The 19,457-nt window shown below is 58.3% G+C and carries 16 protein-coding genes and 1 pseudogene; 3 read left to right on the top strand and 14 right to left on the bottom strand.

The window, feature by feature from the left end:
• Positions 1-261 precede the first annotated feature (261 nt).
• Positions 262-615, top strand: coding sequence for a hypothetical protein (locus tag ABIB90_RS36625; protein ID WP_354170955.1), 354 nt, complete (start codon positions 262-264; stop codon positions 613-615).
• 103 nt (positions 616-718) lie between these two features.
• Complete coding sequence (locus tag ABIB90_RS36620) at positions 719-2,149, top strand: glycosyltransferase family 4 protein (protein WP_354170957.1); 1,431 nt, start codon at positions 719-721, stop codon at positions 2,147-2,149.
• A 21-nt stretch (positions 2,150-2,170) separates the two neighbouring features.
• On the opposite strand, the gene ABIB90_RS36615 is transcribed toward ABIB90_RS36620, so the two are convergent.
• The 10 genes from ABIB90_RS36615 to ABIB90_RS36570 all read right to left on the bottom strand — a co-directional run bounded on the left by ABIB90_RS36615 (position 2,171) and on the right by ABIB90_RS36570 (position 13,186).
• Positions 2,171-3,109: a glycosyltransferase family 2 protein gene (locus ABIB90_RS36615; protein WP_354170959.1), complete on the bottom strand. Its 939-nt coding sequence runs from the start codon at positions 3,107-3,109 to the stop codon at positions 2,171-2,173.
• A gap of 328 nt (positions 3,110-3,437) precedes the next feature.
• Positions 3,438-4,634: a DegT/DnrJ/EryC1/StrS family aminotransferase gene (locus ABIB90_RS36610; protein ID WP_354170961.1), complete on the bottom strand. Its 1,197-nt coding sequence runs from the start codon at positions 4,632-4,634 to the stop codon at positions 3,438-3,440.
• Positions 4,574-5,575: an NAD-dependent epimerase/dehydratase family protein gene (locus ABIB90_RS36605; RefSeq protein WP_354170963.1), complete on the bottom strand. Its 1,002-nt coding sequence runs from the start codon at positions 5,573-5,575 to the stop codon at positions 4,574-4,576. The genes ABIB90_RS36610 and ABIB90_RS36605 overlap by 61 nt, the downstream gene beginning before the upstream one ends.
• Complete coding sequence (locus ABIB90_RS36600; RefSeq protein ID WP_354170966.1) at positions 5,572-6,747, bottom strand: DegT/DnrJ/EryC1/StrS family aminotransferase; 1,176 nt, start codon at positions 6,745-6,747, stop codon at positions 5,572-5,574. Before ABIB90_RS36600 ends, ABIB90_RS36605 begins: the two co-directional genes overlap by 4 nt.
• 93 nt (positions 6,748-6,840) lie before the next feature.
• On the bottom strand, positions 6,841-7,362 hold the full coding sequence (locus ABIB90_RS36595) for an acyltransferase (RefSeq protein WP_354170968.1): 522 nt from the start codon (positions 7,360-7,362) through the stop codon (positions 6,841-6,843).
• A gap of 26 nt (positions 7,363-7,388) precedes the next feature.
• The gene (locus ABIB90_RS36590) at positions 7,389-8,864 is read right to left on the bottom strand and encodes an oligosaccharide flippase family protein (RefSeq protein ID WP_354170970.1); all 1,476 of its coding nucleotides are present in this window, start codon (positions 8,862-8,864) and stop codon (positions 7,389-7,391) included.
• Positions 8,865-8,908: 44 nt separating this feature from the next.
• A complete protein-coding gene (locus ABIB90_RS36585) occupies positions 8,909-9,970 on the bottom strand; it encodes a Gfo/Idh/MocA family protein (RefSeq protein WP_354170973.1) in 1,062 nt (353 codons plus the stop codon).
• A 38-nt stretch (positions 9,971-10,008) separates the two neighbouring features.
• Positions 10,009-11,271 carry a UDP-N-acetyl-D-mannosamine dehydrogenase gene (gene wecC / locus ABIB90_RS36580; protein WP_354170975.1) on the bottom strand — a complete coding sequence of 421 codons (1,263 nt, stop codon included), beginning with the start codon at positions 11,269-11,271 and terminating at the stop codon, positions 10,009-10,011.
• Positions 11,264-12,388 (bottom strand): non-hydrolyzing UDP-N-acetylglucosamine 2-epimerase, encoded by a 1,125-nt coding sequence (wecB, locus tag ABIB90_RS36575; protein ID WP_204510855.1) that lies wholly within the window; start codon positions 12,386-12,388, stop codon positions 11,264-11,266. The genes wecC and wecB overlap by 8 nt, the downstream gene beginning before the upstream one ends.
• A 3-nt stretch (positions 12,389-12,391) precedes the next feature.
• On the bottom strand, positions 12,392-13,186 hold the full coding sequence (locus tag ABIB90_RS36570) for a WecB/TagA/CpsF family glycosyltransferase (RefSeq protein WP_354170978.1): 795 nt from the start codon (positions 13,184-13,186) through the stop codon (positions 12,392-12,394).
• Positions 13,187-13,404: 218 nt separating this feature from the next.
• On the opposite strand from ABIB90_RS36570, the pseudogene ABIB90_RS36565 reads away from it, so the two are divergent.
• A pseudogene (locus ABIB90_RS36565) lies at positions 13,405-14,265 on the top strand (glycosyltransferase family 2 protein); the annotation flags it as partial.
• On the opposite strand, the gene ABIB90_RS36560 reads toward ABIB90_RS36565, so the two are convergent.
• The 4 genes from ABIB90_RS36560 to ABIB90_RS36545 are packed head-to-tail and all read right to left on the bottom strand — an operon-like array spanning position 14,262 to position 19,451.
• Entirely contained in the window at positions 14,262-15,485 is a 1,224-nt protein-coding gene (locus ABIB90_RS36560; protein ID WP_354170980.1) for a hypothetical protein, read from the bottom strand. The pseudogene ABIB90_RS36565 and the gene ABIB90_RS36560 sit on opposite strands and share 4 nt — an antisense overlap.
• A 24-nt stretch (positions 15,486-15,509) precedes the next feature.
• Positions 15,510-16,937: an HlyD family type I secretion periplasmic adaptor subunit gene (locus tag ABIB90_RS36555; protein ID WP_354170982.1), complete on the bottom strand. Its 1,428-nt coding sequence runs from the start codon at positions 16,935-16,937 to the stop codon at positions 15,510-15,512.
• A complete protein-coding gene (locus ABIB90_RS36550; protein WP_502917051.1) occupies positions 16,934-19,138 on the bottom strand; it encodes a peptidase domain-containing ABC transporter in 2,205 nt (734 codons plus the stop codon). Before ABIB90_RS36550 ends, ABIB90_RS36555 begins: the two co-directional genes overlap by 4 nt.
• Complete coding sequence (locus ABIB90_RS36545) at positions 19,116-19,451, bottom strand: hypothetical protein (RefSeq protein ID WP_354170984.1); 336 nt, start codon at positions 19,449-19,451, stop codon at positions 19,116-19,118. Before ABIB90_RS36545 ends, ABIB90_RS36550 begins: the two co-directional genes overlap by 23 nt.
• Between the last annotated feature and the right edge of the window lie 6 nt (positions 19,452-19,457).

Genomic DNA, 19,457 nt, shown 5'->3' with positions numbered 1-19,457 from the left:
GGCCCTGCTTGCTTGTCCGTCAGGTATTCGTCCCCATCCCGGTGATAAACTATATTTGTAGGCCAATCGCCACGTGGCCAACCAAACGCCGATCGAGCTATCCGCATCTGTCACCGCAGACCCTGTTGCCGCTCGGCAAAACCATACGCAAATCAACAAAAGCAAACAATTTAATTAAATAATTTAAATCGATGGCTTTTATTATTATATTTAGTATGGTTTTCTTGGCAAACCAAGGGAAAAATGGACTAGGCACTTGGAATGGGTTTTCCTGCGAGCGCCTCGATCAGCACCGGGTTTTATCCGAGCACAGCGGATGTGGCGAAAATGACCCAGGCCGGCTCCCAGATGGATTTGGCCCGTGCGGGTGAGGAGACGCTGCTAATGAGAAGGGGAAACGGCTCAGTTCGGATCAGCGCCAAACGAATGATAAAGCTCGCGATTAGCCTGCTCTATTTTATCTCGCGAGAATTGTCGCAATTTGTGTTGTCACTGATGGGGCGCTCGCCAAAAGAGCAGCTCATGGTGGCCGCAGCTTCGCGTTTCGCGCTTGAGCGCTATCCTCCGGAAGCAGAAAAACAGGATATCCTCAACATCTTCGGGCCCCTCCTCTAGTCATGAACACGTGCACGAGAACAGTCTTCGGACTTGGCCGTGCGAGCTTCATGGTGCGCGGTGAAGCTGACTTCGGAATCACGACGCAAGCAGTTGATGCATCATGAGAAGTCTTGTGCGGAATGACCTTTCAAAGCGGGCGATATTGTGGGCTCAACGAAATTCCTGGCGCTTACCGCGCAGCGTCCGACGTGCCGGACGAAAGCTGATTGTTGGCGCACCTTCCAGCTGGGAAAACAATGAAGTCGTCGATGATTGGTCAAAACCGCTCGTTCCGCACGATGCAAATTCTGCGCTCGTCGTTCCCGAGCTGCATTTTCCAGATCCGCCCGATATCCAACCGACTGAACTCTTGGCATCAGCCCGTCACGTGCATTGTCTCATTGTTACACCCGCGCTCGACGCCGGAGGTCTCGATGAGGTCGTCGCCTTCCTTGCGCGACGGCTACCCGCTCTGGGATTTCGTGTGACCGTCATGTGCACGCCCGCGTCCTTAGAGCCTAACGTGAGCGACTATTCGGGACAATTGTGCACAGCGCTTAAGCGAGAAGGAACATCGGTTCTTGTCACCTCACCAAGCCAGTGTCATCAGTGGTTGGCTGCCAATCGTCCTGACGTCATAAGCGCACATGATCCGCCAGATTGGATTCTGGAACAAGCTCGAAGCGCTGGCATTCCGATTGTCGAGACGCTCCATGGCAATCCGACTCCAATAAGTACGGACTGGAGCAGAGAGGCTACGCGGTCCACGTTCATCACATCGTTCGTGGCGGTGAGCGAACTCGTCAGACGACAATACTTGAAAGGCAATCGTTCATTCCCGGAAGATCGGATCGTCGCGATTCCGAATGGCTTCAATGACACGCATCGTCCCTCCTGCGATCGTGCAGTCGCGCGCGTTTGGCTTGGGCTCAAGAACGAATTTCTTTTTCTTAGCCTTGGCCGACATTCCATCCAGAAGAATGCATATGGTCTCGTGCGGGCATTTTCCGAAGTCGCGCAAGGTGAGAACACACATCTCTTGATCGCTGGCCGTCTAGACAACCACATGTACACCAACCAAGTGCGCGCGCTTCGCGAAGAGTTGTCGATGAAGGGGCGAATTCACCTCAGGCACTCCTTTGCAAGCCCATCGGTTTTATTGGCCGCAGCTGACTGTTTCGTTCTTGATTCGTTCTTTGAAGGGTGGTCGCTGGCCAGCATGGAGGCGCTAAGCGCAGGGCTGCCTGTTATCCTGAGCGAGGTTGGCGGCGCGCGCGAACAAGTCGGTACGGACGGCAGCAGGGGGTTTGTCATCGGAAACCCGCTTGGGAGCGCGGAGTCGCCGAGCTGGGAAGGTGCAAGCCTTATGCGGTTCAAACCACAGCCAAACAGGGAAGAACTTGTCGCGGCAATGAAATCCGTACTCGCAGAGCGTGACCGATGGTCGGCTGCGCGGCGACACTTATCTGAGGAATCAAGAACACGTTTCAGCGGCGCGGATTGCGCAAAGCGTCACGCTGCCGTACTTCTTCGTGCGATTTCCAAATCGTAGATTCGGGGCGACCGAAAGACCTCATTCTTGAGCCTTCAATCCACGGTTTCGGAATTCATCGCGCCAGAACGGAGGAAGATAACACAACCAAGGATCCATTTGCATGGAACCGCGGATGAAATTGAAACCCTCTCTAAATCGGCCTCGTCGGACCAGGCCAACTCCGCTCCGAAATACCCGGTGGGCTAGCGTTTGCCTGGCCAGGGTTTTTAACCTTCGAGAGTTGGAGATGCGATTCCCGCAATCTTCGAAGAAGCTGTCGAACGCAAGCCGGCACTGTCGAAGATCAGACATTCGGTCATCAAAGTACGCGTTGGACATTGCTGTCGAGTGTCTCCTGTAAACAGCCTGGACGGCATCAATTTTCGCGACACTACAATTGGCTCCGAAGCGCAGCCACATCTCCATGTCGGCGGTGTGAGGAAGCGACGCGCGGTAACCACCGATTGCCTTCTGACATTGCGTTCGCGCGATCGCTGTCGGGGTTGGAACAACGTTTCTAGAAGTCGCGCACATCTCTGTTATGAGATCGTGTCGCACCCAGGTGTAAGTCTCGTTCGATGGGAGGTCTGGAAACGGGAGATAGTCGAACCAGAGGATGCTTTTTCCGTACGTAAGTCCGACGTCGGAGTTTGCATCCATAACTTCGGTCGCTCGTTGGAGAGCTCCATCAACCAGTATGTCGTCAGCGGACAAAAGGAGAAAATAGTCGGCAGACGCCCACGCGATTCCCTCATTGTACGTCTCTATGTGTCCTCGGTTTCGCGTGTGCGATATGACGGTTACTCGAGAATCGTCTCGTGCTAGTCTTCTTGCTACCGCAAGTGATTCATCCGAGGACGCGTCATCGACTATCAACACGCGAAGATCGCTGACAGACTGACGGAGTACGCTCTCCACACATGCTGCGAGAAAATGGCCGTAATTATAACAGGGAACAACGACATCCACTTTAGCCATGTAGCACCATTGTCAAGTTTTAGTCTGGAATCCAATTAGGTGATCCAACCCCTCCAAACCAGCTTCGTGAACTCCGTGACACATCAGCGTGCTTGCTGGAGCTCAACCTGTACGGCATCCGTTGGTTAAGATACGAGCTAGCCGATGCTTCGGAACCCCCTGATTATATGTGCTGATGTGACCCAAGCTTTGCGGGTGCGAAATGACACTAACGCGCCGAGCAGGGAACGATGACGTCAACCTTCCCCATGCGGCCTCCTCCCGTAGCAGCCGCCCAACCAACTCGGCAAAACAGTGGCGCCGTCCACTCGTGAAGCGTGCAGCGCCGTCATCGGTACAACTCATTCCTGAGGGCATCGGCGATGCGGACGAGGTCGTCCTCGCTCAACTGTACGTAGATCGGAAGCAGGATCGCGTGATCTTGCGCGAGTTCGGACTGACGCAAATCGTGGCGCTGCTCACTGCTCGCATAAGGCGCCTCACGATGCGAGCACATGATACCGCGCCGTGTGGCAATGCCTTGATCGAGAAGGTTCTGCATCACCGCTCTCTGGTCGACGCGGTCAGGAAGGCGCACGCAATAGCTCTGCCAGTTGGATCGCGCCCACTCCGGCTCCAAAGGCAACCGCAGTCCCTCTATATTCCCAAGCAGTTCGGCGTAACGGGATGCCACCCTGCGCCGGCGCGCGATCAGCTGCGGAAGCCGCTCGAGCTGTTTGCGCCCGATCGCACCCTGCATATCCGTCATTCGATAATTGTAGCCGAGAAGGACGTACTCCTCGAAAATGACGCGCTGCGACCCGTGACGCACAATATCCGGAACGCTCATGCCGTGTTGCCGCAGCAGCCTGAACTTGCGATCAAGCTCGGCGTCCGCGGTGGTGAGCATTCCACCCTCGCCTGTCGTGATTACCTTTCGCGGATGAAAGGAAAAGCAGGCAATGTCTCCATGGGGCCTGCCGATCGGCTCCCATTCGCCGTTCATCCGGATCTGCGATCCGGCGGCACAGGCCGCGTCCTCAATCACCGCGATTCCGTGGCGTCGCGCCACGGCGATGAGCGCTGCCATATCGCACGGCATGCCCATCTGATGGACCGCGATGATCGCGCGCGTACGCTCGGTGATGGCTTCGGCCAGCCGAGCGCAATCCAAATTATAGGTCTCCGGGTCGATATCGACGAAAACCGGAGTGGCGCCCTGATATCGGATGACGTTCGCGGTCGCAATGAAGGAGTGGCTAACCGTGATCACCTCGTCGCCGGTGCCGATACCCAACGCTGCCAAAGCAAGCTGAAGTGCAGTCGTACAATTGGCGACGGCACAGGCATGCGGCGCGCCAACAAGTGCGGCGAACTCACTTTCAAACGCGGCCACCTCTGGGCCTTGCGACACCCAGCCCGACAGCACGACCGCGCGCGCAGCATCGGCTTCTTCATCCGCAAGCAGCGGCGCCGCGATCGGGATCACGATGCCGCCGCCTGCCGCTGGGAGCCGGAAGCAAGTTCGCGTTCGGATCGCCACCATTTCACGAGCTCGGCGAGCCCCTGTTCCAGCGAAACTGTGGTGCGGAACCCCAGCAAACGCTCTGCTTTGCCAGTTGATGCCAGCCGTCGAGGCACCGGATTAACGGAGCGTTCCGGCGCGAATTCGGGTGCCAGGCCGCGGCGTCCCATCACGGAGGCAAGCACCGTAGCCAGCTCCGTCAGGCTGGTTTCCGTGCCGCTCCCGACGTTGAACACCTCATCAGTGATTTTTGCCCTGGCCGCAAGGATATTGGCACGCGCGATGTCGCGGACGTGGACGAAATCCATGGTTTGATGACCGTCACCAAAAATGATCGGAGGTAATCCGGCTTCCAGCCGCTCCATCCAGCGGATCAAGACCTCGGTATACCGGCCGTGGATGTCCATCCGGCTACCGTAGACGTTGAAATATCGAAATGCGACGTAGTCGATGCCATACGCATCGTTGAAGGTACGCAGCAGAGCCTCGTTAAAGGCCTTAGCGGCTCCATAGAGAGTTCGGTTGTTGTACGCATTCTGGCGCTCGGTGGTGGGAAACTCCTCTGCCACGCCGTATACGGACGCCGACGACGCCGCGATGATCTTCTCAACATCGTGCTTGATGCACAACTCCAGCAGGTCGTAGGTGGCGTCCACCATGACCTCCTTGGCAAGGCGTGGTTCGGCCGCACAATGAGTGATTCGGAGCGCCGCCTGGTGAAAGACAATATCAGCAGCCTTGAGCAACGCTTCCATCAGCTTGCGATCGCGTATGTCGCCATGAACCACTCTCACCGGGCCACGTCCGAGCGCGCGCGCGAGATTTTCCGGCCGGCCTCTGATCATGTTGTCGATGGCGACGATCTCGATGCAGCCCTCATCGCAGAGCAGATCAATGATGTGGGAGCCGATGAAACCTGCGCCGCCGGTGACCAGAACGCGTTTTCCCTTGAGATCGATCAAGACGCTCTCCTGTTGTGGGACCTTGTCACGAGACTCTCTGGATGCTCTGCTCGGTCGCTTGTCATTTCGCTGGGCCGCAGCGCCGCGTTCCTGAGTGTGGAGGCAACCTCGACCACCTGCTCCGGCAGCAACTCTGGATAAATGGGAAGAGAGAGGAAATCGTTCGCCAGCATCTCGGTGACGGGAAGATCACCGGCACGATAACCGAGTTCTGCATAGGCAGTCTGCAGATGCACCGGAACGGGATAGTGGATCCCCGCGCCGATGCCGGAGTCACGCAATAGCGTCAGCGCCTCGTCGCGCCACGGCAATCTGACCGCATAGACGTGATACACGTGACGGGCGTACCGGGGCGGCTGGGGACGCGGGCATGAAAGATCAGACAGAAGTGCATTGTATCGCTCAGCGAGCGAGCGACGAGCTTCCGTCCAGCGCTCAATGTAGTCCAGCTTGACGTTCAGTATCGCGCTCTGAATTTCGTCCATGCGATAGTTGTACCCGGGAATGACGTGATTGTATTTTGTCTCCTGTCCCCAATCCCGCAGCAGTGACACGCGGCGTGCCAATTCAGGCCGATCGGTTACGACGGCCCCGCCCTCGCCAAACGCTCCAAGATTCTTACCGGGGTAAAAGCTGAAGCATCCCAGATCGCCAATCGAGCCCGCGCGACGTCCGCGGTATTCTGCGCCATGCGCCTGCGCGGCGTCCTCGATAACGACCAGACCGTGACGACGCGCGATCTCCATAATGGGATCCATGTCGGCCATCAGCCCGTGGAGATGAACCGGCAGAATCGCCTTCGTTCGCGGTGTTATCGCAGCCTCGATCGAGCCGGGATGCATCGTCCATGTTACCGGGTCAACGTCGACAAACACCGGCCTGGCTCCGCTGTAGAGAATCGCTGCGGTTGTCGCGACGAACGTCATGGATACCGTGATGACTTCGTCACCGGTTCCGACGCCCGCCGCCAGCAAGGCAAGATGAAGCGCCGAGGTTCCGCTGTTCACCGCGCGGCAATGGGCGGTCCGGCAATATTCCGCGAAGCGACCCTCAAAGGCAGTGACCTCTGGGCCGAGCACAAAGTGCCCGCTGCCGACGACTCTCGCGACCGCGGCGTCGATTTCCGGCTTGATCTGGCTATATTGGGCTTTCAGATCCATGAAGGGTATCAAGATTCAAGTCCTCTATTGGACCAACATTATAATGTATTTAACCCGCACCGTTAGATTTAATCAAGAATTAAATCTTTCAGTTTATGCGAATGTTTAAAATGATTTGCGAAGCGCCTCTGCTGAGCCGCGATCGCCGAAGACCGCCGTTTCAGCCGCAGACAATACCCGAGCGGGCACTCCCGCGACGACAGCGCCAGGCGGAACGTCCCTCGTCACCACCGCACCCGCGCCTACGGAGGCCCGCTCTCCGATCGTCACTCCGCACAGAATCGTGGAGTTCGAGCCGATCGAAGCTCCCCTACCGACGCGAGTGCGCTGCAGCGTCCAGTCCGACGCTTGCTGAGGACGACCATCCGCCGTCGTTGCCTTCGGGTGTTTGTCGTTCGTGAACATCACGCCATGACCGACGAACACTTCGTCCTCGATCGTGACGCCTTCGCAGATGAAGCTGTGCGACGATATCTTGCAACGTGCACCGACCTTCGCTCCCGCCTGGATTTCGACGAAGGTTCCGATCCTGCTCTCGTCACCAATGGCGCAACCATACAGGTTCACCAGATCTGGATGCAGGATACGGACATTGCCACCGAGCACGACGTCTTGCGCAATAGGCATCTTCGATCTCCAAGCTATGCGGTCCGCTAGAGCGCCGTACGCGAGGGCCACCGCGCCGGCACCATACGCGCAAGGCCCATTACTGCATGATGAAGGTGCTGCAACAGCGGGTGCCCGGTCATCATTAGTCCCAGCCACCAACACAGCACAGCAACAGAGAACGTTAGTAACAACTCAACAAGAGGCGAAAGGCCTTCTGCCTCGGTCAGCATCGCGCAGATGGATACTGCCGAAGCTACGAGGGCCGTTACGGCTGCGCTCATCTGCAGGCTACGCGCAAATTCGCTCGGCCGAAGGCGGAGATGGCGTCCTAGAAAATGCACCGCGACCGCAGCCTGGAAGGGCAATGTCAGGAGCGCGGACGCTGCGACGGCGTGCACGCCGAAGAACGAGGCGCCAAAGATGACGAGGAGCGACGGCGGCAGCGAAACCAGCGACGAGATCAGCGCATCTTGCACCCTTCCTACCGCGACAAACACAGGGTAGGTCAGGCAGGCCGCGAAAAGGGCGAGGTTGCCAATACACAGTAATTGCACAAGCGGGACGATCTCCAGCCACGCCGGGCCGAGCCAGCTCACAATGATTGGCCGGGCCATGATCGCAATCGAAATCAAGAACGGCCACTGCACAACCGAGAGCAACCGAATAGCAGCAAGATAGACGGCCTTGAGATCACCTCCGGCGTTGCTTCGCGCAACAATCGCAGGCATGACGACCGGGCTCAAGACTTGCGTGACCAGCTTGTCAAAGATCTGTGTCGATGCGGTTGCTCGGCTGTAGAGGCCGACCGAGGCAAAATCGAGGATTCTTGCCAGGAACAGCTGCGGAGCGAGGCCATAGAACACATTGACAACGCTAACAGCTCCCGAATAGAGGCCGAAGCCGACGATCTCCCGCCAATCGACCAGCGATGGCCGTATCGCGTCGAGATCTCTCCACCAAATCAACAGCATCAGGGCCAGCACCACGTTGCCGGCAACGCCTCCCCAGACCGGAGCCATGTAGCTGAAGTGGGCCATTGCGAGACCGGTCGAAACGATCGCGGCTGCTGCACCGGAGGCAAGGTTGCAGATTGCCAGTGTTCCAAACTGCATCTCGCGACGGAACAAAGCGGCTATGGTCCCAGAAAACGGCAATAGGAGTAGATTGATCGCGGACACTTCGATGCCTTGACGCAAGCTATCCAGCTCGAACATACGAGCGACAAACCGCGCAAACGTGAACAGGACCAAAGCGGTGACTGCCGAGATTGCGAGAGTGATCGTGAACGTGGTCTGCACACTCGCGCGCGACAGATCTCGCTTCTGGATCAAATAGCTTGCACCTGCGAACTCCTGGAAGCAGGCCGCAATGATCGACGTGACCGCGGTCACGACCGCATAGATGCCAAATTCTTCCGGCGACAACAAACGGGCAAGCACCGCGGTTGCGACAAAGAGCAGCACAAGGGTGCCGTAACGATCGAGGGCGGAGAACAAGATCGAACGTTGCACCTGGTCCATCGGGTCTTCTGCCAGACTATCAGATCAGCTAGATTTCCCGCACGTCAAGCTGTTGCCCTGGCGCGTTGCTGAACCCCGTAAGGCTCCCTCAGGAGCACCGGCGTACCCTGTTTTGCGATCGAACACGATGCCGCTTCCAGCACCTCGATTACACGCAGCCCAGACACGCCGCTGGAAATCGGCTGCCCGCCGGTACGCACGCAGTCGACAAAATGCTCGACTTCCGTTTGTAGTGCCTCCTTTGGCGAGATATGCGGAGCCCACATGTCGCCGGCTCGATATCCAATCCGAAATTGATGCGCATCCTCCGGAGGCGTATCGAGCGTAATTCCCTTATCATAGACCTTGACCTTTTCGGTTGGCTCGAGATCGTCGTAAACGATCATCTTCTTGCTTCCGCCGATGAACGTCTGGCGCACCTTGACAGGCGAGAGCCAGTTGACGCTGACATGGGCCACACACGCGTTGGCAAAGAACAATGTGATGTGGGCCATATTTTCCGGCGAACCGACAACGTGGCACGACCCCGTTGCCGAAACCGCGATCGGCTCCTCATTGAAGATATGATGGATGATCGAGATGTCGTGCACCGCCAGATCCCAGATCACATTTACATCTTTTTGAAAGAGTCCGAGACTCGAGCGTGTACTATCGTAATAGTAGATGTCTCCAAGCTCTTTCTTCAGCAAGAGCTCACGAATCTTCTGCACCGCCGGCGTATAGAGAAAGGTGTGATCGACCATCAGCGTCAACCCGCGCCGGTCCGCTTCGTCGATCAAGCGGGTCACCAGCTCGGCGCTCGGCGCTAGGGGCTTCTCGACCAACACGTGCTTGCCAGCCCTCAACGCCGCAATTGCCAGTTCGTAATGTGTGTGCACCGGCGTAGCGATGGCGATTGCATCAATAGAGGTATCGTTCAGCAGATCATCATAGCGAGTGGTCGTTGTGACCCCGGGATAGACCTGCCCCATGGCGCCGAGCCTGCCCCGATCAAGGTCGCTCACGCTGACAACGCGGGTGGCGGGATTGATCGAGAAATTGCGAACGAGGTTGGGGCCCCAATAGCCGTATCCAACGACGCCGATTCCCAACTGGCTATCTCGCATGCTAACCTCGACCCATTCGGGAGTTACGACTGTATGCGTTATGTCCGCGCCGGCATATCCTGCCATATGCCTCGCGTATCGATGACGTCGAGGTGCCGCCGCTCCGCCAGCGGCACCATCTTGAATTCATCGTGATCGACGAGGAGAAGCGCTATTTCGCAACTGCGCAGGGCTTCCTCGATACTCACGAATGCAACACGATGATCCGCCAGCTGAGGAGGTAGACGGCGCAAGTTCGGCTCGACAACCTTGATCCGTTCGCCGTATTTCGCAGCGAGATGCGTGGCTATTTCCATGGCCGGGCTTTCACGCAAGTCGTCGACATTGGCCTTGAAGGTCAGTCCGCAACAAGCAATGTTCGCGTAGGGATGATCGTCGATCAGCGCCTCTGCGCGCTCGATGATCTTCTGTGTCTTGGCATTATTCACTTCCCGACTTGTTCGCATCACGCGGGCGAGATCCGGCGCTGAATCAATGATGAACCAGGGGTCTACCGCAATACAGTGCCCGCCAACACCTGGCCCGGGCCGCAATACGTTTACGCGAGGGTGACGGTTGGCGATGTCAATCACCTCCCATACGTTGATGTCGAACCTGTCGCAAATCATCGAGAGTTCATTGGCAAATGCTATATTGGTATCGCGGAAGGCATTCTCCGTCAGCTTGACCAACTCGGCCGCCCGCGCCGTTGTGCCGACGCAAGCACCGCGAACGAACATTTTGTAGAACCGTTGAGCACGCCGCGTGCAGGTTGGCGTAATCCCGCCGATGCACCTGTCATTGTTGATAAGCTCGGTCAAAATCCGTCCCGGCAACACGCGTTCGGGACAATAGGCCACGTAAATCGCGCCATCCTCCTTGCCGTTGATCCCTATGTGCAGCTCTGGCCTGCGTTCAACGATCCGCTTCGCGATGGCTTCGGTGGTTCCGATCGGCGATGTCGATTCGAGAATAACAAGATTGCCTGGCGCGAGGAGATCTACGATATTGTCGACGGCCGCATTCACGCTCGACAGGTCCGGACGGTTCTCGCGATCGATGGGCGTCGGCACCGCGATGATGAAAACGTCGGCCGGCTGCGGCGTTTTGGACGTGGTGAGCGTGCCACTCGACACGACCTTCGAGACGAGACCGTCCAGATCGGGCTCGGCGATATGAATTTTGCCAGACGCAACGGTGTCGACGATGCGCTCATTGGTATCGATGCCAACCACCTGCAGACCTCGACTCGCGATGAGCGCTGCGGTCGGCAGGCCGATATAGCCAAGTCCCAGGACATTGATTTTTTGGAATTCATGCATCGAGAAGGACCTTCACGATCCGCTCGCTCGCGTGCCCGTCACCAAACGGATTGTGCGAACGCGACATGGCAGCATAGGTCTCGTCATCGTCGAGCAGGCGAAATGTCTCCGCAACGATCCGCTCGTAGTTCGTACCGACCAGGCGTGCCGTTCCCGCTTCCACCCCCTCAGGACGCTCGGTTGTCTCGCGCATCACCAGGACCGGCTTTCCAAAAGTCGGTGCCTCCTCCTGTACGCCGCCTGAGTCTGTCAGGACCAGATAAGATAGCGAGAGCAAGCTTACGAAATCAGTGTATTCCTGAGGAGAAGTAAGTACGACCCGCGGGTGGTCCGAAAACCGAGACGCAAACAGGTCACGGACATTCGGATTCGGATGCACGGGGAGCACGACGGCAACGTCCTCCCTGCGCAGGATAGTCTCCAACGCGTTAGCGATGTTGAGGACGCCTCCGCCGAAATTTTCCCTGCGATGGCAGGTCACCAGGATGATGCGCCGATTGCCGTGACGCTTCTTGATGCCATCCCAGCGGCACGACAGTCCCGGATCGGAGTCGACCATGGCTTTCGCGAGGATGAGAGCATCTACCACCGTGTTTCCGGTAACGTGAATGCGGTTATCCGCGACGTTTTCAGAACGCAACGCGCATGCTGCGCGCTCTGTTGGAGCAAAATGTTGATCGGCGATCGAGCCGACGATCTTGCGGTTCACCTCCTCCGGCCACGGAGCGAAGATATCACCGCTGCGCAGTCCGGCCTCGATGTGGGAGAGCGGTATGCGGTGATAATAGGATGCCAGTGCGCCCGTCATTGCCGTCGCCGTGTCGCCTTGGACAATGACCCTGGTGGGCTTCAACTTTTCCAGGAGTTCACCAATTTGTCCGAGCAGCCGCGCGGTCAGATGATCCAGCGTCTGATTGGTCGTCATGACGTTTAGATCAAAATCCGGGACCACTTTTGCCAGCTTGAGGACCTGATCAAGCAGTTGCCGGTGCTGTGCGGTCGCACAGATCGTCACGGAAATGTCCTTGCTCCTCTCGGCCTTGAGCAGATTGATGACTGGAAAAAGCTTGATTGCTTCCGGCCGGGTTCCCAGAAGGATGAAAAAATGCTTGCGCACGCCTTACCCTCCGATCCGGCTGGGACCCGGCGGAACGACGCCGGGCGCACCAAGCCGGTACCGAAGGGCCTGCTTGATGAGGGCCTGCGCCAAGACGCCCGCAAACAGCGTGTTCGTCGTGGCGTATCGCCACCACATCCGTCCAGGCTCCTGATAGATGCGGTACAGCCATTCGAGCCCGAGCCGCTGCATCTGTACCGGCGCGCGCCGAACAATGCCTGCTAGAACATCGAGCGCGCCACCCACGCCCATAATGAAGGGTACGCCGAGATCATCGCGATGGGCGGCGAGAAAGCGCTCTTTCCGGGGTGTCGGCATGCCGATGAAAAGACAATCAGCCGCGCTGGATTGGATGTCCCGGACGACGTCATTCTCTTGCTCGGGTTTGAAGTAGCCGTCGTGCCAGCCCGCAAAGGCAAGTGAAGGATACCTCCCGCGCGCCACTTGCACAGCTTGTTGTAGTACGACGGGAGTGGCTCCCAGGAAATAAGGCTTGAAGCCCTCGTGCGCACATACCGCGAGCAACTCGGCAAGGAGATCCACGCCCGCGACCCGCGACGTCGCCGGAAGCCCGAGCGCTCGGGCGCCCCAGAGAATTCCCATGCCGTCGATGCCAACGACATCGCTGTTGGCGACATCGGCCGCAAGCACGGGATCGGATCGCATATTGACGAATTTGGCGACGTTCAGCGCCACATGTTGCAACCGCTGACGGCTGCGCATGGCCCCGCGCGCCAATTCGACGGTTTCAGCCATTGTCAGGAAGTCGACGGGGCATCCCAGAAATGATGCGCGCATTGGAACCTACTCCCAGAAAATCAGCCATTTAAGTTTGCATTTAAGATTATTATAGAGATAATACGCAGCGGATATTTAATTGCAAGGTTTAAATGACTGAACTTGGCCACACGCTGCGGAGAATGAAAGCTGCCGGGCAGATGAGGCAGGCGGCGGACGGAACAGAAATTAAATAGGGAATTAACAGATGATTTCGGTCATTATTCCCCCACCTCAACCAGCCTGATGCGCTGAAAGCATGTTTGCGTAGCCTTGACGCACAGACCCTGAGTCGGCATTCGTTCGAGGTCATCGTGGTAGACAACGGCTCGGCAACGCCCCCGATGGAAGTCGTTGCTGGACATCCAGGTGTACGGCTGCAGCACGAATCGCATCCAGGTCCTGGCCCCGCGCGAAACACGGGCGCCGCCAGCGCGAAAGGCGATATTCTCGCCTTTATGGATGCCGACTGCCGGGCTCATCCGGACTGGCTAGCCGCAATCCAGAGGTCGTTCCAGCAGGTGAAGCCGACGACAATCCTTGGCGGAGAGGTTCGGATCCAGCCGGTTGTCGAAGGACGTTGCACCGCGATCGAAGCCTACGAAAGTGTTTTTGGCTTCCGTAATCGCTTGTACGTCACCAAGCACGGCTACTCCGTCACGGCTAATCTCGCGGTCCGCCGCACTGATTTTGCGGCCATCGGCCCGTTTCCAGGCATCGAGTTCGCGGAAGATATGCAATGGGGACAAATGGCAATCAGGGCCGGCCGCGAATTCCGCTACGTTCCTGAGATGGTCGTGTTTCACCCTGCCCGCCGCTCTCTTCGAGAGCTCTATGCAAAGTGGGACCGGCAAATCGCGCACTACCGCAACTTGGCGCAAGACGCGCGGGGCTGGCAGCTGCGCTGGCTCGCGCTCTCCTTGCTAATTCTCGCATCGCCAGCAGTTGGCGCGATTACCGTTCTGACCACCACCCGTCGCCTGCATGGCATAAGCGCTCGTCTCAAAGCGATCGTCGTTCTTTGCGCAGTTCGAGCCCATCGGACAGCCAAGATGCTGGCGCTGCTCCGCGGAGACGGCGCCGTCATCTGGAATCGCTAGCTCATCGTGCTGTCAGCCCGGTGCGTTTCGCCGCCGGACAATCGCGCCGACTCTTCGAAAGCGGCATTGTGGCTGAGTTCCCGCAAGCCGCCACGCCGACCGAATGACCACAGGATCCAACCGAGTTCGTAGCTGCGGCACTCAAGTCGAACACCCACGTCAGCGCTATCGATCAGCGTCCCCCCCCCGTGATCGAGCCAGACGTTCTTGACAGCGCGCAACACCCGCGGCGCCTTAGTCTTCAATTCATGCTTGCGAACCTGCGAGCGGATGGTCAGGCCCAGTTCGGGCATGAGCATGGTCCGGCCCAGCTGGTTGTGACCAAGTATCCAGTTGAAGCCCTTGATCAGGGCCTCCTGCGCTCCTCGCCGCCCAAAGCGCTCGGCCCATTCCAGCAGCGCCGGGGCCATTCCATACTGATGGACTGAATAGACTTCGTAGAAATCAAGGATGCGGCCGGTTAGCGCGTCGAAAAACCAGGGCCATTCGCCTTGTGGCCCTTGAAGCGCTATCAGATCGCGTACACACGTATCGGCCATGACAAGTGCGGACGCATCGCCAAAGAATTCGCCATACTGGTAGCAGGCGATGGAGAGATAGGTCTGGGTCGCAAATGACGCGAAACGGCGTCGAAAACCACACGGCGCATCGAAGAACAGTCCTGACTCGCTATGGAAACGCTCCTTCAGGAAGCGAAAGAGCGGGGCGGCGAAGCACGTCCACTCCCTGTTACCTGCCCTTGCCTGAGCGACGACTCCCGTCAGCAGCATGCCCAGATCCTGCGCCCGAAACGTACTCCACCGTGACTCATCCGACAGAGTCCGCTTCAGCTCGCGCGTCACCTGCTCCGGAATCGGAAGGTCGAGCTCGGCGGCGGCCCACAAGGCCATGCCAAAGGCATATTTGCGCACTGGAAGTGCGGTGAGCTGCATGACATTTCGATGGAATATCTCTGGGATATCGATACCGATCGGACGTTCCACGACCCGCGACATCCCAAGCAGGACATTGAGGGTATAAAACACGTCACTATGCGGTATCGACTCGTTTGGGGAAGCACGTCCGTCGAGGTGATAAATGTGCGACCAACGGCGCTCCCCGGGCAACCAGCAGCGTTCTAGGCCCTTGAGCGCATAGTTTATCAGCGGTGAGTTGAGGGACGGCCTGTTCGCCGCGGCCGGCACTGCCAGCTTCACACCAAAATTGGGACCGATCATCATCGCACTACACCATAGTCAATCAGGTCAGTATTCCCGGATGCTTTCATCCAATCCGCGAAGCAAGGGATAGAGGAAATAGGAAATCACCGTCCGCTTTCCGAGCTTTATTTCGGCGGTGAGCGCCATACCTGGCATGAACTGAACGCGTTCCGGCGGCAGCCGAAGATGCATGTCGCGCAAATCGATCAGTACGCGATAAAAGGGAGCTGACGGGCGGCGCGCACCTTCGGCCTTCGCGTCTGGCGAGAATGAGTCCTGGCTGATGACCCCAATCTCACCAGTTGCCGTGCCGTACTTCTGGAACGGAAATGCTTCAAACTTGATTCGTACGGCCTGCCCGACCGTCAGCTGTCCGATATCCCTGCCTTCGACGTTGACCTCCGCCCGGAGCGTCTCGTCGCGAGGGACCAATACAAAAAATGTCTCGGCCTCGCGAATTACCGAACCCACCGTCCGATTGGCAATTTCAAGTACCACCGCATCAGCCGGTGCGTGCAGCACGATCAATTGCCGGCGAAGCTCCGTCTTCTTGAGCTCCTCCGCGGCGCCGTTACGCTTGGGCAACGTCTCCACGAGCTCCTGATAGGCAGTACGGCGAAACTCTGCAGCGAAGACCTTTTGGTCTGCACGGGCCTTGTCCAAACGATGCATGTTGTCGACAATGGCGCCACGAACACGCGCCAGATTGCTTTCAACCTCCAGCCGCGCGTCCCGGGACAGCAGGAAGTTCAGCCTTGAACCGACCTCCTTCGCCATCAACACATTTCGCATGGCCTCAATGGACTGCATGGTCTCCAGCCGCTGGGTCAGAACGAATTCCTCATCCTGGGCCGTCTTCAGATTGGCCTGAGCGGACGCAATCTGCGCGTCGTAGTTCTGGATCTGAAGATCGTAAGCCGTCCTTCTCTGGAGAAATACCTTTCGTTGCAGCGCCTGATCGGCATTCGCGGACTCCTCGAGGACGTACTCAACGCCGTCCAATTCCGCCCGGACCCGGTCGATGGAGGCGTCGAAACCCGCCAGGCGGCTGCGCAGTTGATCAAGGTCGGCCTGAGAAAATGTGGGATCGAGGATCGCAAGGACATCGCCGCGATTAACCGGATCGCCGGCCTTAACGCGAATGTCCCGAATGACCGATGTTTCCAGCGGCTGGACGACCAGGTTGGGACGTGTGGTGATCAGTTTGCCCTGTGCCGTCACAATCATGTCGACACGCGACACGCACGCGAACGCGATCGCGGTCGCGATCAAGGCGACGACACAATAGAGCGTGATCCGTCCTCCGCGCGGTGGCGTTCCCTGCTCGATCTCGGCGGCGTCGGACTGAAATTCCGCAACTACGCGAGACGCCGTCGACGCGGGCCTCGACAGCCCTCGCCGCTTCCGCGAAACGGTCGAAGGCCCCGATCTGCCGGAGCTCCCCTCCGCCCTGCTTTTCTCGGCACCGGTCATGCGACCTGCCTCGTCTGCTGATTCCAGAGATGCCTGTAGATGGTACACTTCGACAGCAGCCCGTCGTGACGATCCACATCGACGATTCGTCCACGGTCGATGACCAGAATCTGGCTCGCATCCGACAGCATCGAAAGCCGATGCGATACAATGATGACGGTCCGTCCTTCGGCGATACGCCGCAGATTGCGCCGGATGATCGCTTCGCTCTCGGAGTCCAGCGCGCTGGTCGCTTCATCGAGGATCAGAATGCGCGGGTTGACGATCAATGCGCGGGCGATCGCAAGCCGCTGCTTTTGCCCGCCCGACAGGTTCGATGCCTGCTCCTCGAGCATGGTATCGAATCCCCTCGGCAGCCGCTCTATGAACTCGTCGGCGCCGGCGAGCTGGGCCGCCCTGACAACTTCGTCGAACGTCGCGTCACGCTTCACGCAAGCGATGTTTTCGCGCACGGTGCCCCGGAACAGGAAATTGTCCTGGAGCACGACCCCGAGATTCTGCCGCAGGTGGGTAAGATCAATCTCGCGCGAATCATGGCCGTCGATCCGTAGTAATCCCTGCTGCACCGGATACATTCCCGCGATCAGTCGCGTCAGCGTCGTCTTGCCTGAGCCGCTCCGACCGACAATCCCAAAGACCGAACCGGGAGCGATTGTAAACGAGACGTCGTCCAGCGCCGGCGCTCCCTCGCCATAGCGGAAGGTCACGTTTTCAAACTCGATCTGGCCGACCAAATCGGGACGCAGCCCGTCGCGATGACCGTCCCGTTCCGGCTGCTTATTCATGACCTCGCCCAGCATCTTAACCGCCAGCGCGACCTCCTGATACTCGTGAACCATGGTCACCATCTGAACCAGCGGCCCCGAGACGCGTCCCGCCAGCATGTTGAAGGCGACCAGTGCGCCGATCGTCATCTCGCCACCGAAGACGTCCAGCGCGCCCAGGGCCACGATACCGAGCGTCATCATCTTCTCGAGAAAACCGGTCAGTGCCTGGGCGCCCGCCGAGATCTTTTCAACCCCGAAACGCATCGATACCGATTGCGCGCAGCGATCGTCCCATGCCCTGTTCTGGTTGGGCTCCATGGCCAAAGACTTCACCGTGCGCATTCCGTGCACCGTCTCGACCAGAAGAGCCTGGCGGCCGGCTTCGGCTTGGTAGAGCTGGTAGAGCCGTCGTCGGAACGGTCCCATCAAAATCACAATCACGCTGCCGCTGATGGCGGTAAAGGCCAGGACGACGCATGTCAGCTTAACGCTGTAGAGCGCGAGGACAGGCAGGAAGACGAACAGCGAAAGCGCGTCCAAGGCGGTCAGGAACAGCCGACCGGTCAGAAACTCGCGAATCCGCCCGGCCTGCTGCATGTGCTTCACCAGCACACCGGCCGAGATATGCTCGAAAAAGGTTACGGGAAGCCCTAAAAGATGCCGGAACGTTTTGGTCGCAACCCGGATGTCGATCTTGTTCGTGGCATAAAGCAGCAGGTAACGACGCAAGAAGCTGAATATGGCATCGAATGAGAGCGCGATAATCGCGCCAGCCGAGAGTACGTAGAGCGTCGTGAGACTCTCGTGCACAAGAACCTTGTCGATCACGAGTTGAAAGAAGATTGGAAGCGCGAGGCCGAGCGCATACAGGAAGACGGCGGCGATCGCGACGTCAGAGAACAAGCGCCATTCCCGGAGCATTTCGGGTACGAACCAGCGCAGTCCAAAGGCCCTCTGGCCCTGTGTTGAACGACTCTCGCGCTTGAACAGGACAACCTTTCCGAGCCAGCGGGCACAAAACCGTTCAGCATCGACAAGCAGCGGCTCGTCCCTCCGCTCAGCCAAGGGATCAAAGATGGTTACGGCATCGCGCTCCGGCTCGGCGCCGACCACAAGCACCCAGTTCTGGTTCGAGAGCTGAACAAGAGCCGGATAGGCTTCGCCGAGCCGACATAGCGCCTTCCAATCGAGCTGCGTCGCCCGGGCTCGAAGGCCGGCCTCATGCGCCATGCGTAACAAGAGATCGGTCGAGATACCGGCATCGTCGACGGCATAGGCATGACGCAAACGGTCCGACGGCAGATCGATACCGTGATGGGCCGCGACCCTTGAAAGGCATTCGAGCGCGGTCCGAGTAGCCCAACGCGACTCGTCCTCAGACAGTGGCGGTGCCGGTTCACACCTCGCGATTTCAACGGAAGTTGGTTGAGACATTTGGAGATCTGGAGCTGTCCGAAGCCGATGACGAAGATTCAAGTGGTGCGGTTGCCTGTGGCGGTGTAGTCGGCGGCCTTGGCCGATTGCGCTGGACGACGCCGGCGTCCACCAGACCCTGAAGTGCGTTTTGCATCACCTCGACAGAGTTCGCGAAGGATTCCGCCGAAAAGATTAATCTCTGGCGAAACACCTTCTTTGGCGCATTGTTGGCGTCACGTTCCGTGGGCGAGAGACTGACCAAGTCCACCCGCACGATCGCCCCGCCAATTGTGACCTCGTCAATCCCGTCGGTATAGAGCTCCGCATACATTCCGAT

Source organism: Bradyrhizobium sp. JR4.1 (genome assembly GCF_040548605.1).
Classification (GTDB): Bacteria; Pseudomonadota; Alphaproteobacteria; order Rhizobiales; family Xanthobacteraceae; genus Bradyrhizobium; species Bradyrhizobium canariense.
This window is presented reverse-complemented; position numbering and strand designations above follow the sequence as displayed.